Genomic DNA, 13616 nt, shown 5'->3' on the forward strand with positions numbered 1-13616 from the left:
TGCCCGCGGCTACGACAGCACGTGGGACAAGGCCCGTGCCGCGTTCCTCGCCGAGCATCCCCGCTGTGTCCGGTGCGGTGCCGCCGCCACCGTCGTCGATCACGTCGTGGCCCATCGTGGTGATCAGTCGCTCTTCTGGCGTCGATCCAACTGGCAGGCGATGTGCGGCCACTGCCATTCGTCCGCCAAGCAGTCCGAAGAGAAGCGAGGGGGTGGGTCTGAGCTTTCCCGAGAGCGGCCCAGGACCGGTGGGGGTCCCTCGCGCGCAATTCCGAGTGAAACAAGGTTTCGCAAATGAGAGGTCGTAAACCCGCCCTGAAGATCATCGAGGGCAATGCCAACGTTGGTCCCATCCCGTCGCCGCCGTCGTCTCTGGACAAGCACGGAAAGGCCGAGTGGAAGCGTGTCGCGCCGATCCTACACGGTCGCGGTCATCTTGACGAAGCGGTGATCGCGACGCTCGAAAGCTACTGCCGATCTGTCGCACTGTGCCGGATCTACAACGACATCCTCGACCAGGAGGGCCACGTCCTCACCAGCGAGAAGGGGAAGGCCAAGCACCCCGCGTTCAACATGCTGATGTCCGTGATGCGCGAACAGCGCCTTCTCGCTGCCGAGCTGTCGCTTACGCCGCATCGGAAGCGGGGCGGCGAGCCAGCCGAGGGGGGCGGCGATGGCTGGGACTCAGACCTTCTCGCCTAGATCTCACGCTGAGAGAATTTTCGTAATTGTTTGGCGCGCTCATCCACCTTTTCGCACAGTATCTTCGCCAGCTCACTGGCTCCCGCCGTAATACGAAGTATTTCATCCTCGAAAGGTTCTAGGCCCTCGACCGCGTGCATACTTTTTATGTTTCTCTGAAATTCATCCAGGAAGGCCTGAGCACGTGCCTCATCTACATGCGCAAGCTGAATTGAGAGGATCATTTCGATAGCATATTCATGCATAAGAAGCTGCGAGAGCATCTCAGCCTTATCATCATCCATTCCGGCACCTCCCGATGGATTGGGCAATCCACGTGATTTACAATTCAGATGCAACGTTCTGTCGATCTTTCGACCCCGCTCCTTCGAGTTATCCAGACACGGACGGGCGCGCCGAACGGATGTGCCGCTTCGTCCGTCGACTGAAGCTGTGGGAAGGGCGCTTCGCGGGCCAGCCGTTCACGCTGCACCCGTTCCAGGAAGCGATCATTCGGCGGATCTACGGACCGTCCGACGAGCATGGCCGCCGCCTTGTCCGCCGGGCGTGCATCTGGATTCCTCGCGGCAATGCGAAGACGACCCTCGCGTCAGCCCTCTCGCTCGCGCACTTCATGGGACCGGAGGCCGAAGCGGGTGGACAGGTGATCCAGGCGGCGGCCGACCGCGAGAACGCGGGTATCGCCTTCAAGCACTCCTGGGAGATGGTGAAGCAGGATCGGGCCTTGTCGGGCCGGGTGCAGCCAATCGAAAGCCGTAAGGAGCTGCGCCACCCGAAGTCCGCGAGCGTGCTGAAGGCCATCTCGACGGAGTCCTATTCGAAGCACGGCATGAACGTGTCCTTCTTCCTCGCCGACGAGGTGCACGCGTGGCCGCCAGCCGATGCGAAGAAGCTGTTCGGCACCATCACCGACTCGATGGTGAAGCGCGAGGAACCGCTGACCATCGTCATCAGCACCGCCGGTGAAGGCGTGGGCGGCCTCGCGCACGACCTCTGGACCTACTCGCACCGCGTGGCGTCCGGCGAGATCGAGGACCCGACGTTCGCACCGATCATCTTCGCGGCCGATCCTGACGACGACTGGACAGAAGAGGCGGCATGGCGGAAGGCGAACCCAGCGATCGAAGCGGGGTTCCTGTCCCTCGACGAGCTGCGCATCAAGGCGCGGCGCATCGAGCACTTCCCGGCCGACGTGGCGGGGTTCAAACGCTTCCATCTCAACCAGTGGCAGGAAGGCGCGGCCGATCCGTGGCTGTCGTTGGAGGTGTACGACGCCGCCGAGGATATGACGCCCGTCGAGAGCCTCATGGGGCGTCCCTGTTGGGTGGGCGTGGACCTATCCAGTGTGGAGGATCTGACAGCCGTGGTGGCCGTGTTCCCGGCCGAGGGGGATCACGAGGGCCGCCGCTACGACGTCCTCGCACAGTTCTTTCTGCCGGCCGATAACCTCACCCGGAAGGGAGAGCGTGACCGCGCCGACTATGTGCGGTGGGCTGACGACGGCATCCTCACCCTCACGCCCGGCAACGTCGTCGACCACACCGCCATCGTCGATCATGTTGTCGAGCTGGGCGAGCGGTACGGGGTCCAGGAGGTGGCTATCGATCGGTGGAACTCTACCGCGGTGCAGACGGCGCTGCAGGAGGAAGGCTTTACCGTCGCTCAGTTCGGCCAGGGCTTCGCCTCCATGGCGGCGCCCGTGAAGGAGCTGAAGCGGGCCATCCTCTCCGGTCACTTCCGGCACGCCGGCAACCCGTTGCTGAGGATGTGCTTCGCGAACGTCGTGGCGGAGAAGGACCCGGCCGAGAACGAGAAGTTCACCAAAGACCCGAAGCGGACCCGTGGCCGGATCGACGGGGCTGTGGCCGCTGCGATGGCCGTGGGTCGGATCCTGGCCAACGAGACCGGGCCGTCACCATACGAGAGGGATCGACCCGAGGGGTTCCTGTTCCTCTAGCTTACGCTTGCCCTCGTTACGTAACGGGACTAGCATCGCTCCGTTACGTAACGAGGGCTTTCATGGTACTTTCGAATGCCGAGAGGCAGAAGCGATACCGGGAACGGCTGAAGGAGCGTGCAGGAGCACTTCCGGGACCGCCGGCAGAATTTGTCGCCATAGATGATCCAATGGTCGGCGGCGAACGTGAAAAGTTCCTTGGCTTTAGTCGCATTGAGTGGTCTTGTTCCGCTCCAGAAGAGATTGTTGATTTATGCGGGATGCGCAATCCTGTCGAGCGATGGCGCGCAAACCTATTCGCTAAGCTCGGCAAGGATGCTACGCAACTCTTCAATTCAAGCAGGCACGATACTCATGAAATCGCTAAGCGCGCAGCGCGTCTAAACGAAAAGGCCTCACCGTATCGGTGAGGCCTTCCCAAATACGACAGTCCCGCAAGCTTGTTATCGCCGACGCGGGACCCGCTGCCTCACCCATGAGGCAGTCTTCAAGCCCGATGCCGAAGCAGAGCGGGAACGTGCCGAATATACGTACTCAAAAATGCTTCGTCAACGATCCGAGGCCAAGACCGTGGAGGATGCCTTTCCGGATTTCTAATAGATGGGCTTCGGTGACCCGGCCTGTCCTGTAGATCCGCCGGCCGTCAGAATTTCGCTCCCGGAAGCGATCAAGCCGCGAGAGGGCTACGGTCGCAACCATATCGCACTTCGCCCACATAACTGGGTTCTCGAACGGCCTAGGAAGCGGCTCTGCCAAGCAGATGCCACACTGATGCAGCTCAGGCGAACCTGCCGGCGGCGTCGTGCTTAAAGGCACCACGGCCACAAGATCCGCTCGGCGGCGCAGTCTCGGCGACACCACAACAACCGGTCGCTTCTTTACCATTTCTGGTGGGACAAAACCGGAATCGTAGTTGCATAAAACGATCTCGCCAGGGCTTGGGTAATATGTGAGCGGCATAAGCGATAAGGTACTTCTATATCTCCAAACTCTTTCTTGCTGTCGATCGCGAAGCGGAAGGCCTCCCCTAGGCGGCGCACAGCGCGACTGCGCCGGGGTGGTCGGCCACGGGCACCCGGCGTTCTACTGGTAAAGGTCGCTGCCCTGAATGACCCCCAGCGTTGATCCGGCCTTCTACCAGTCGATTTTGAGGCCGTTTTTGGTTTTGGAGGGCGGTTTCGCTGCCGGATGGGGCCGGGATGGGCTGGTTTCACCCTCAATCGGCACGATCCGGGCAGTGGCCAAAAGGGAGGGCTAGATGCCCTTAAGGGCCATAATATAGAAGGTACTTAGCCTGGGCGTAGTGAGGAAACCCGTGTTTCACTGAGCCTGGGCGTAGTGAAAACCGGCCGTTTCACTACGCCTGGGCGTAGTGGTTCACTGAGCCTGGGCGTAGTGGGATATTAAATTTTGTGCGGGTAGTCTGCCAACCTGCACACGACCGCCGATGTCATCCGATCCGCCGCGCCTGCGGTTCCGGCGCTACTCGCAAAGCCGCCTCGCATGGCGCCCCGGCGTCCTTCTTCTTGCGATGACGGCGTTGCGGGCCGATCTTCGCAAGCGCCTTCGTGACGGCTTCCGAGCTGCGCAGCTTATCCCAGTCATGCGTCCTGACCGGGGCAGGAACGATGTTGCCGTGATCCACCCTGTGTCGTCCCACGACGTAGGTGAGACGATAACGGTTCGGTGCCCTCTGCCCTCGTGAAGAATCATAGCCTGCTCGCTTCACGTCGACGAAGCCTAAAGCCTCCAACCGCTTGATTGCCAGACTGATCGCCTCATCGTTCGGCAAGCCATAGTCACGGAACTGCGGATAGCTGACTTGGAGATTGCCGTTCTCGGAGCCGGCGTGCGCCATGTGCTCCTCCTCAAGCCGGAACAGCACCCGCAGGTCATTGAACGTCAGGGCGCGAAACGCGAACGATCGGCGCATTGCGTCCTCATGGGCGATCCACGGCCCATCGAGTTCGCCTTTCCTCAGCTTGGAGGCGCGGCTGCCGTCACTCACCCGGCGTCGCCCCAGTGCGTCTGAAGCGCCGCTTGTTCGAGCCGCACCATGGTCTCCAGCACGCGGATCTCGGCGCGGATGCGATCGTCGTCGATGCCCCGCCGCTTCATCGTGTCGAATTGCAGCTTGAGCTGGCGCTGGATGTGCTCCTCGCCCTTGTGCGGCCTGAAGTCGGCCGCACGGCGCGCGATGCGGTAGGCAAGGTCATCCCGGCGGCGAGCATACGGGAACGGGATCACCGTGGCCCGCGCATGCTGCGCGGACCACTTGAACAGGGGCAGATGATCGGGAACGTCAGCCATGACCAAACCCCAGCGACACACCGCCATCGCGGGCGAAGGTGACAGACCTAGCGCGGGCGGCAAGCAAGGCCGCCCGGATGCGTCCTTGATCAAGCGGAACGATGCCGATCTTCTCCGCCGGTGAAATGAACTCCATGCAGCGTTTCGCCTGATATTCCTGCAGCCACGAGTTCATCGCCTCCTGGGTGCCCTCAGGGGCAAGGCCGTTCTCGATGAAGCAGTCCACGAGGATCGTCGCCTGGGACCACTCCAACGCTTCGACGGTCTGGCGACTGTAGGCATCTCGAACTTTGTAGACCCGGACGCTTACCTCGTTCCTGAGTTGGTGCGGGCGCGTATCCGCAACGATGGCCGCCCTCGCAAGCTCCTTCATGTGGACGAACGGCAGCAGTTCGAGCGGCGAGCCGACGTCGTAGATCCTGATCGCCTTGCCGTTGATCGTCATCATGTCGGCAACACCGATCGGGGCTCCGTCTCGGCGTCGCAATTCAACGTAGTTGGTCTTCATTACCCGCGGTGCTCCTCACTCAGTGGCGGCATTGCTTGCGCAGAGTGGGCGCCGGAGTTACCCTCGGCGCTGTCGATGTCATCGCTGATCTCGATTCCCGCCCGGTCGCCGTTGGCAGACGGCGCCGGGCACCCCTTCCTCGGCGCGCTCATTCGGCCGCCGCGGGCGTTGGGGGCTCCTGCCTGTGGATCTCGGCCATGTGACGCTCGGCCCCGTCGAGCTTGCGGTCGATCTCGGCGACGTCGTCCTCGGCGACACCGAGGCGCTCCAACATCAGCCTGATGCCGCGACGGTTCAGCCGAAGCATGTCGCCGTCGTCGCAGAAGTGCGTCTCACGGCACAGACCGTCAGTGCTGACGATCCAATAGGCCGCCTCCCGGCGGACGTCGGCGAGAGGGACACCAACCGCAGCGGCGATCTGATGGAAGTGCATCATCCCCTCGGCGGGACCGCAGAATGAACACTCGAAGCGGGCGTTCATTCCTCGGCCCCCTTCTGAGGGCTGTGATAGTCGTTCAGAAGAATTTTGAAATCGTCGACGAACTCCCCCAGGTCTTCCGTCGCCCGCAGCAAGGGCCCATGATCGAGTTCGTCTCGCGCGATGGCCTCTGCCGCAATGCAGTAGAGGCGGATCCGGGCTTCAAGCCGGCCGAACTCATCACAGAGACGGATCAGGGCGTGGTCGTGTTGTGCCTTGGCCATCACTTGCCCCTCCCTTCCACCGCGAGGTGGTCCTGCCAGCAATCGCCGAGCACGCCAGCCAACGCCTCGCGGAGCGGATGTTCGGCATGTGTCAGCCTGATCTCCATGTGTTCGGCGCCGGCCGCGGGAGCGTAGGGCTTCCCCTCGGCGAGGCAGTGCGTCCAGACCATTCGGCGTTCGGTATCGACAGCCTCTAGCACCCGGTGCAGGGCCTCGTAGGCGGCGATGAGGTGGCGGCCGACTTCAGCCTCGGCCGCGCGAGCAACATCAAAATATGCGGCGCTCTGTTCGTGGATCGTCGCCATCACGCGTCCCTGCTGAAGGTTCTTGTTGCTCGCGTTGGCGATCATGTCGCTCGCGCGGCGGCAGGCCTCGGCCATGTCCTTGTCCATCACGCGGCCTCCCCGCCGTCAGCACGGAGCGCAGCCCGCAGGGCCGACGGGAACGCGCAGTGGCGCTTGCCCACCCGCTTCACCGGCAGCTTGCCCTCGGCAACGAGGTAGTACGTTGCCTTCTCGCCGAGGCCGATCACCTCGGCGATCGCCTTCACGCCCCACACCGGGCGCTCGGTATTGTCAGTCAGTTCCATGGTCTTCCCTCAGCCACAATATGATGACACCAATTTGGTGCGACACCAATTTGGTGCGACACCAATACGGTGTCAAGACGTGACACTAAATTGGTGCTACTGGTCCCAACTTGTGAAGGGGAGAGGCAAGCTGGTGGATGCTGACGACGATGAGGTGAGGATCACCCTTCGGCTACCAAACAAGATTCGGAACCGTTTGAAGGCAGCCGCCGATCTCAACGGCCGATCTATGAACGCGGAGATCGTAATTCGCCTAAGCGATTCGATCGCAATGTCAGGGGCGGAGGCTTACGCAGCGGATATCGTAAATGCCGTGCGCGACATCGTGACAGCAAAGCACTTATCAGACTCGATTCCACGAAATATCTTAAATGGATTCATTGGATACATGAATGATAATGGATTCAGCAATAGAGATGCAGCACTAGCAAACATTCTGTCTGTATTCTTATTTGAAAGACACTATTTGAGCGACGCGGATTTTGAGGAAACATCGGAAAAGAATTCCGAAACATGAGCGTCCGCAAGCGCATATGGACCAGTAAAGGCGTCGAGAAGACGGCATGGGTCGTTGACTATACTGACCAGAACGGCAAGCGGCGCCTGAAGACCTTTCAGCGCAAGAAGGAAGCCGACGCTTGGGCCGCGCGCACCACGACCGAGGTTGGCGACGGTATCCACGTCGCTGACAGGGCGACCGTGACCGTCTCTGAAGCTGGGGATAAGTGGCTGGAGAGCGCCATCAACGCGGGCTTGGAGCGCAGCACGACGGACCAGTACCGCCAGCATCTGAAGCTCCACATCAAGCCGTTCCTCGGCGAGCGCCGGTTGAACGAGTTGACCGTGCCAGTGATCCGCGACTGGCAGGACCGCCTTCGTAATGAAGGTAGATCAGCGAAGATGGTGAGGATCGTCACAGCCAGCCTCGGCCGCATCCTCTCCGAGGCCCAGGACCGCGGCTTGGTCGTTCGCAACGCGGTGTCCGAGATGTCCCGCCGCCGGAAGGTCGGAGCGCGGACTGAGGACCGCCAGACGACCCGCCTCGCCTACGGTGAGGCTATCCCGACGCAAGAGGAGATCCGTGCCATCGTGACGGCCGCGTCAGGCCGATACCGCCCCGTCCTCATCACGGCCATCTTCACCGGCCTGCGGGCGTCGGAGCTACGCGGTCTACGCTGGAGTGATGTCGAGCTGGACAAGGCCAAGCTCCACGTCCGGCAGCGGGCGAGTCTCTATAAAGCGATCGGAGCGCCGAAGTCGAAGGCCGGGCAGCGGACGGTCCCCCTCCCCCCGGTGGTGGTGAACACGCTGCGGGAATGGAAGGTAGCGTGTCCGAAGGGTAAACTCGGTCTCGTATTCCCGAACGGCGCCGGCAACATCGAAGAGCACGGGAACATCGTGAAACGGGGCCTATGGCCGGCACAGATAGCCGCGGGCGTCGTCAGGGACACCGGGGAGAAGGACGACGACGGGAACCCGATCCTCGGTCCGCGCTATACCGGCCTCCACAGCCTCCGACACTGGTACGCGAGCTGGCTGATCAATCGCAGAGCCGACGGTGGTCTCGAACTATCGGCTAAGGCCGTCCAGGAGCGGCTTGGGCACGCGAGCGTCGCGCTCACGCTGAACACGTACTCGCACCTGTTTCCCTCTCAGGACGAGGCCGACGCCCTTGCTGCAGCCGAGCTTTCGCTTCTAGGCAACGCAACATTAACGTGACATGGCGTCTAAATCGCCAATGTTTTCAATGCATCTCTATGGACTTCTAATCCGTAGGTCGTAGGTTCGAATCCTACCGGGGTCGCCAGCACTTCTCCTCGCATGAAACGAGCCGGCGCCGGGCCGAGGCGGCATGGTCCGCCGGGTGGACGGCACGTTCCCGATGGCAACGGCCCGTTCGGGAACACGTCCCGGGGCGCATCACGGCCCGTCCGTCCGCGCGTCATTCGAACCACTCTCACGCCATCCGGATAAGGCGCCCTCCACCGTGGCGGCGCCGGCCGCTGCCGAAACGGCCTCGGCGCGGCGGACGGTTTCTCTCCGCTGCCCCTCGGCCGACCCGTGTCCCCGCTCTCTCCCTACTGAGTGATCCAGGCGGCCTCGTAGGGGGCGAGGGTCAGCTCGGTGGTCTCTGCGCCGATGATCGGGGCCGTGCCGCCGAGGAGGCTGACGCTCCTGCCGGGAGCGAAGCCGAGATCGGCGGTGGGGACGGAAAGGGCGACCGGCCCGGCGGTGACGTTGACGGCGACCCAGACGCGGTCCCCGCCCGTCTCGCGCATCAGGCTGAACACCCGGTCGTCCAGCGACAGGACGCGCTGGGCGGCGTTGGGGGCGAAGGCCGGGCGCGCCGCGCGCAGGGTCAGGCGCTCCCGGAAGGCGGAGAGGACGCGGGTCCGCAGGTTCGCCGGATCGGCGAGCGCCGCCTCCAGCCCGGCGAGGTCCAGCTTCTCCCGGTTGATGGAGCGGGCGCGGCCGGTCCGGGCGAGCCCCTCGAGGTCGTTGTGTGAGCCGAGGAGGCTGTGGACGTAGATCCCCGGAATGCCGACCACGGACAAGAGGATCGTCTGCGCAGCCATGAACTTGGCGAGGCGCGTGTCGTCGTCCTCCCCGGGGGCCGATATCGCGTCGAGGTAGGTGATGTTGAGCTCGTACGGCGCCTCGCCGCCGCCGGGGAGGCTGCGCATCGACACGCGGCCGCCGCGCGCGACCACCGCGTCGGCCATCGCGGCGACCTCCTCCGGCGACAGGATCCCCTCCGCGGGGCGCACGCCGATGCCGTCGTGCGAGGCGAGGAAGTTGAAGAACGTCGTCGACGGCGTCGTCGGCTCGAGCGAGCGAGCCCAGCCGGTGAGGCGCGAGGCGTCGCCGGTCAGGAAGGCATGCAGCGTGAGCGGCGGCAGGGGGAACTGGTAGACGAGCTGCGCCTCGTCGCTGCCGTCGCCGAAATAGCTGATGTTGTCCCTGTGCGGCACGTTCGTCTCGGTGACGATGAGCGTGCCGGGGACGGCGGCGTCGAGGACGACGCGCATCGCCTTGATGACGGCGTGGGTCTGCGGCAGGTGCATGCAGGTGGTGCCGACCTCCTTCCACAGGAAGCCGATCGCATCGAGGCGGATGAACCGCGCCCCCTTCTGCGCGTAGAAGATCAGGAGGTCGAGGATCTCGATGAGGACGTCGGGATTGGCGTAGTTGAGGTCGATCTGGTCGGCGCTGAAGGTGGTCCAGACGGACTTGACACCGTCAGCGGTCTCGAACGGCGTCAGCACCGGCAGCGCGCGCGGGCGCGTCACCTGCGAGAGGTCGGTCGCCGGGTCCATCACCGTGAAGTAGTCGGCGTACTTCGGGTCCCCGGCGAGGAAGGCCCTGAACCACGCGCTCTCGGCGGAGATGTGGTTGATCACCCCGTCGAACATGATGCCGACGTCTTCGGCGAGCGCGCTCACGTCGTCCCAGTCGCCGAGGACCGGGTCGATGGCGCGGTAGTCCTTGACCGAGAATCCGTCGTCCGACGTCCAGGGATAGAACGGCAGGATGTGGACGTTGGTGATGATCTCCCCGCCATGCGCGGCGAGAAAGCGGCGCAAGGTCGCAAGCGGGGCTTCCCCCTCGGTGCGGATCGAGTCGCCGTAGGTGATGAGCATCACGTCGCGCTCGTCGAGCCACCCGGCGGCGCGGTTGCCGTTCGTTGCGCGGGCGCCCTCCACGAGGGGCACGATCCGTTCCACGAGCGCGGCGACCGTTTCCGAATCGTACGCGACAGCGAGGTGGGCCGATAGCGCGGACGTATAGTTAGCGCCTTGATTTGTCACGCCGGTCTCCATCGGGCCTGGGTCAGAACGTTAGCGGCTAGGGAAAACATGTAAAAGTTTCATTGCCGTAGTCGACCGTTGGCCCTAACATTTCCGGAATGAAGAACAGAGCGGGACGTCAATATGTTGCGGGTTTGTGCCCGTTGGATATGACGGTTTCGCATAGGAGGAGACGTGCGTTCGCCGTTCTGGCAGGCCGCCGGTCCGTTCCTCGTGTCCGGGCCACGGACAGCCTTCAATGTTGCCCACACGCCGCCCCGCCCCACCCTTGTCCAGCATCTTGGCGAGGCCTTGCCGCCGCTCGTCCCTGACGGACGAACAGGCGCTTGGCCCGGAATATGGAGACCCACGTGAACGCCCTCGCGAAGATCGCCGCATTAGCGGTTCCCCTCTCGCTGGTCGCGGCCGCCGCCCAGGCGGAATCGATCAGCTTCTGGACGATGGAAGAGCAGCCGGAGCGCCTCGCCCGCCAGGAGGCGATGGCCAAGGCCTTCACCGAGAAGACCGGGATCGAGGTCGAGATCATTCCGGTCACCGAGAGCGACCTCGGCAAGCGCGCGACCGCCGCCTTCGCCGCCGATGACCTGCCGGACGTCATCTACTTCAGCCTCCAGTACATGCAGCCCTGGGCCGAGGCCGGCATCCTCGACATCGACGCCAACACCGAGGCGGTCGAGGAGCTGGGCGAGGACACCTTCGCGCCGGGCGCGCTGGCGCTCGCCGACGTCGACGGCGACTACGCGGCCGTCCCGCTCGACGGGTGGACGCAGATGCTGCTCTACCGCAAGGACCTCTTCGACGAGGCCGGGCTCGAGCCGCCGACGAGCTACGCGAACATCCTGAAGGCCGTCGACGCGCTGGGCAACCCGCCGGAGATGTACGGCTTCGTCGCCGCCACCAAGATCGACGAAGACTTCATGAGCCAGGTGCTGGAGCACGTGCTGCTGGCCAACGGCGCCACCCCCTTCGCCACCGACGATGGCTTCGACCCCAAGGCGTTGAAGGAGAGCCTCGAATTCTACAAGGCGATCGCCGACGCCTCGCCCGAGGGTGAGCTCTACTGGCCGCAGTCGCGCGAGCTCTACTTCGCCGGCAAGGCGGCGATGACGATCTGGTCGCCTTTCATCCTGGACGAGCTGGCGGGCCTGCGCGACAGCGCCCCGCCGACGATCAACGACGACCCGACGTCCACCGAGCTGGCCGAGAAGACCGGCATCGTGACCACCCTGTCCGGCCCGTCCAACCCGGACGGCGCGGCGTGGGCCAACATCAACTACCTCGGCGTCTCCACCTCGGCCGAGGATCCGGACGCGGCGATCGAGTTCATCAAGTACTCGCTGTCTGACGGCTATGCCGAGACGCTCGGCATCGCGCCGGAGGGCAAGTTCCCGGTCCGCCGCGGCACCGAGGACGAGCCGGAGAAGTTCACCGAGATGTGGACCACCCTCCCCGTCGGCGTCGACCGCAAGGCCCCGCTCTCCGACCTCTACCCGGCCGACGTGATCGACGAGATCGTCACCGGGCTCGACACCGCCCAGCGCTGGGGTGCCGAGGAGGGCAAGCTGGCGGAAGCGTCGCGCATCGTCACGAGCCAGGTCGTGAACCAGATCGTGCGCCGCTACATCGACGGAGAAATCTCCGTGGATGACGCGGTCGAGCAGATCAACGAGGAAATCGGGAGGCTCTAAGCCTCTCCGGGGGCGGGCCTTTTCCGGTCCGCCCCGCCCACCGACCCGGAGACGTTGAATGACCGACGCCACGCAGAAGCCGCCACGCGGGGCGGGCGCGCTCGAAAAGCGCGAGGCGCGGCTGGCCCTCCTCCTCCTCGCTCCCACCTTCGCCATCGTCGCGCTGGTGGTGCTCGTCCCGCTGATCATGAACTTCTGGATCAGCGCCAAGCCGGTGATGCTCGCCGACCTGCGGCCGCCGGAGGCCAACATCAACGAGCGCGTGTCGAGCGACGAAGACGACGTGGCGGCGGGCGGCACGTTCGAGATCACCTACACGCTTCGCAACACCTCGCCGAGCCTGCCGGTCGAGGGCGCGGGCTTCAGCGACGAGATCCCCACCGGCGCGACGATCGCCATCGACGACGACCGCTGCGCCATGACCGGGCAGACGCTGACGTGCGACGTGGGCGAGCTGGAGCCCCGGGCCCGCGAGCGCTTCAAGTTCGAGGCGACGGCGACCGAGCCAATCGCGGACGTCGAGGACCTTTTCGAGGGGACCGTCGCGACCTCCACCGGCAGTGGCGAGAACGCGCTCCTCAACCTCAACTTCACGTGGGACAACTTCGTGAAGGTCTTCGACGGCCGCGAGTTCTGGACGGTGCTGTGGACGTCCATCGTCTACGCCGTCTTCGGCACCGGCGGCGCGCTGCTCCTCGGCCTCTTCGCGGCGCTGCTGCTCAACAACGCCTTCAAGGGCCGGGCCTTCCTGCGCGGGCTCTTCCTGTTCCCCTACGTCGCGCCGGTCATCGCGGTCGCCTACACGTGGATCACCCTGCTCGACCCGAACTCCGGGACGCTGAACGCGATCCTGATGCAGATGGGCGCCACGAACGGACCCATCAACTTCCTCGGCCAGCGCACCGCCTTCGACTTCACGATCTTCGGCACCACCATCGAGTTCCCGATGGCGCTCACCACCGTCATCGTGTTCGAGGCGTGGCGCTACTTCCCGCTGTCGTTCCTCTTCATCCTGGCGCGCATGCAATCCATCAACACGGACATGTACGAGGCGGCCGAGATCGACGGCGCGTCACCGTTCCAGCAGTTCTGGTACCTGTCGCTGCCGCAGCTCGCGACGATCCTCGCGATCCTCTTCCTGCTGCGCTACATCTGGACCTTCAACAAATTCGACGACATCTTCCTTCTGACCGGCGGTGCCGCGGGGACGCGCACGCTGACGGTCAACGTCTACGAACAGGCGATCGGGCTCGGCAACATCGGCGCGGGCGCGGCGGTGGCGGTGGTCGTCTTCGTCGTGCTGCTGCTCTTCGCGCTCGTCTTCTTCCGCTTCTCGCCGAAGGAGAGCTGA

Annotated in this window: 17 protein-coding genes; 7 read left to right on the forward strand and 10 right to left on the reverse strand. The window is 64.0% G+C overall.

Going from position 1 to position 13616, the window contains the following annotated elements; genetic code table 11:
• Positions 1-294: 294 nt before the first annotated feature.
• Positions 295-702, forward strand: coding sequence for a phage terminase small subunit P27 family (locus DLJ53_RS19160; protein ID WP_111348192.1), 408 nt, complete (start codon positions 295-297; stop codon positions 700-702).
• Here the strand turns inward: DLJ53_RS19160 and DLJ53_RS19165 are convergent.
• On the reverse strand, positions 699-986 hold the full coding sequence (locus tag DLJ53_RS19165; protein ID WP_111348194.1) for a hypothetical protein: 288 nt from the start codon (positions 984-986) through the stop codon (positions 699-701). The two genes, DLJ53_RS19160 and DLJ53_RS19165, sit on opposite strands and share 4 nt — an antisense overlap.
• A 119-nt stretch (positions 987-1105) precedes the next feature.
• Between DLJ53_RS19165 and DLJ53_RS19170 the strand changes: the two genes are divergently transcribed.
• Both DLJ53_RS19170 and DLJ53_RS34780 read left to right on the forward strand, forming a co-directional pair.
• Positions 1106-2659 (forward strand): terminase large subunit, encoded by a 1554-nt coding sequence (locus DLJ53_RS19170; RefSeq protein ID WP_162409389.1) that lies wholly within the window; start codon positions 1106-1108, stop codon positions 2657-2659.
• A gap of 62 nt (positions 2660-2721) precedes the next feature.
• Positions 2722-3069 (forward strand): hypothetical protein, encoded by a 348-nt coding sequence (locus DLJ53_RS34780; RefSeq protein WP_146620033.1) that lies wholly within the window; start codon positions 2722-2724, stop codon positions 3067-3069.
• A 124-nt stretch (positions 3070-3193) separates the two neighbouring features.
• Here the strand turns inward: DLJ53_RS34780 and DLJ53_RS36690 are convergent, their stop codons facing one another.
• The 8 genes from DLJ53_RS36690 to DLJ53_RS19210 form a co-directional block, all read right to left on the reverse strand.
• A complete protein-coding gene (locus DLJ53_RS36690; protein ID WP_111348198.1) occupies positions 3194-3619 on the reverse strand; it encodes a type II toxin-antitoxin system PemK/MazF family toxin in 426 nt (141 codons plus the stop codon).
• Between the two features lie 490 nt (positions 3620-4109).
• The gene (locus tag DLJ53_RS19180; RefSeq protein ID WP_111348200.1) at positions 4110-4667 is read right to left on the reverse strand and encodes a hypothetical protein; all 558 of its coding nucleotides are present in this window, start codon (positions 4665-4667) and stop codon (positions 4110-4112) included.
• Positions 4664-4969, reverse strand: coding sequence for a DUF6074 family protein (locus tag DLJ53_RS19185; RefSeq protein WP_111348202.1), 306 nt, complete (start codon positions 4967-4969; stop codon positions 4664-4666). The genes DLJ53_RS19180 and DLJ53_RS19185 overlap by 4 nt, the downstream gene beginning before the upstream one ends.
• Complete coding sequence (locus tag DLJ53_RS19190) at positions 4962-5477, reverse strand: hypothetical protein (RefSeq protein ID WP_146620034.1); 516 nt, start codon at positions 5475-5477, stop codon at positions 4962-4964. The genes DLJ53_RS19185 and DLJ53_RS19190 overlap by 8 nt, the downstream gene beginning before the upstream one ends.
• A gap of 148 nt (positions 5478-5625) precedes the next feature.
• Positions 5626-5958, reverse strand: coding sequence for a hypothetical protein (locus DLJ53_RS19195; protein ID WP_111348206.1), 333 nt, complete (start codon positions 5956-5958; stop codon positions 5626-5628).
• Positions 5955-6179: a hypothetical protein gene (locus tag DLJ53_RS19200; RefSeq protein ID WP_111348208.1), complete on the reverse strand. Its 225-nt coding sequence runs from the start codon at positions 6177-6179 to the stop codon at positions 5955-5957. Before DLJ53_RS19200 ends, DLJ53_RS19195 begins: the two co-directional genes overlap by 4 nt.
• Positions 6179-6571, reverse strand: a complete 393-nt coding sequence (locus DLJ53_RS19205; protein WP_111348210.1) for a hypothetical protein — start codon at positions 6569-6571, stop codon at positions 6179-6181. Before DLJ53_RS19205 ends, DLJ53_RS19200 begins: the two co-directional genes overlap by 1 nt.
• Positions 6571-6768, reverse strand: a complete 198-nt coding sequence (locus DLJ53_RS19210; RefSeq protein ID WP_111348212.1) for a hypothetical protein — start codon at positions 6766-6768, stop codon at positions 6571-6573. Before DLJ53_RS19210 ends, DLJ53_RS19205 begins: the two co-directional genes overlap by 1 nt.
• Positions 6769-6901: 133 nt before the next feature.
• Here DLJ53_RS19210 and DLJ53_RS19215 point away from each other — a divergent pair, with 133 nt between their 5' ends.
• Together DLJ53_RS19215 and DLJ53_RS19220 are read left to right on the forward strand one after the other, a co-directional pair.
• Entirely contained in the window at positions 6902-7285 is a 384-nt protein-coding gene (locus tag DLJ53_RS19215) for an Arc family DNA-binding protein (RefSeq protein WP_162409391.1), read from the forward strand.
• On the forward strand, positions 7282-8487 hold the full coding sequence (locus DLJ53_RS19220; RefSeq protein ID WP_111348216.1) for a tyrosine-type recombinase/integrase: 1206 nt from the start codon (positions 7282-7284) through the stop codon (positions 8485-8487). Before DLJ53_RS19215 ends, DLJ53_RS19220 begins: the two co-directional genes overlap by 4 nt.
• Positions 8488-8846: 359 nt before the next feature.
• On the opposite strand, the gene DLJ53_RS19225 is transcribed toward DLJ53_RS19220, so the two are convergent.
• Positions 8847-10577: an alpha-amylase family glycosyl hydrolase gene (locus tag DLJ53_RS19225; RefSeq protein WP_162409393.1), complete on the reverse strand. Its 1731-nt coding sequence runs from the start codon at positions 10575-10577 to the stop codon at positions 8847-8849.
• A gap of 350 nt (positions 10578-10927) precedes the next feature.
• Between DLJ53_RS19225 and DLJ53_RS19230 the strand changes: the two genes are divergently transcribed.
• Positions 10928-12265, forward strand: a complete 1338-nt coding sequence (locus DLJ53_RS19230; RefSeq protein ID WP_244935109.1) for an ABC transporter substrate-binding protein — start codon at positions 10928-10930, stop codon at positions 12263-12265.
• A gap of 58 nt (positions 12266-12323) precedes the next feature.
• Positions 12324-13616, forward strand: a complete 1293-nt coding sequence (locus DLJ53_RS19235; protein WP_111348222.1) for a carbohydrate ABC transporter permease — start codon at positions 12324-12326, stop codon at positions 13614-13616.

Origin of the sequence: Acuticoccus sediminis, assembly GCF_003258595.1 — a bacterium.
GTDB lineage: Bacteria > Pseudomonadota > Alphaproteobacteria > Rhizobiales > Amorphaceae > Acuticoccus > Acuticoccus sediminis.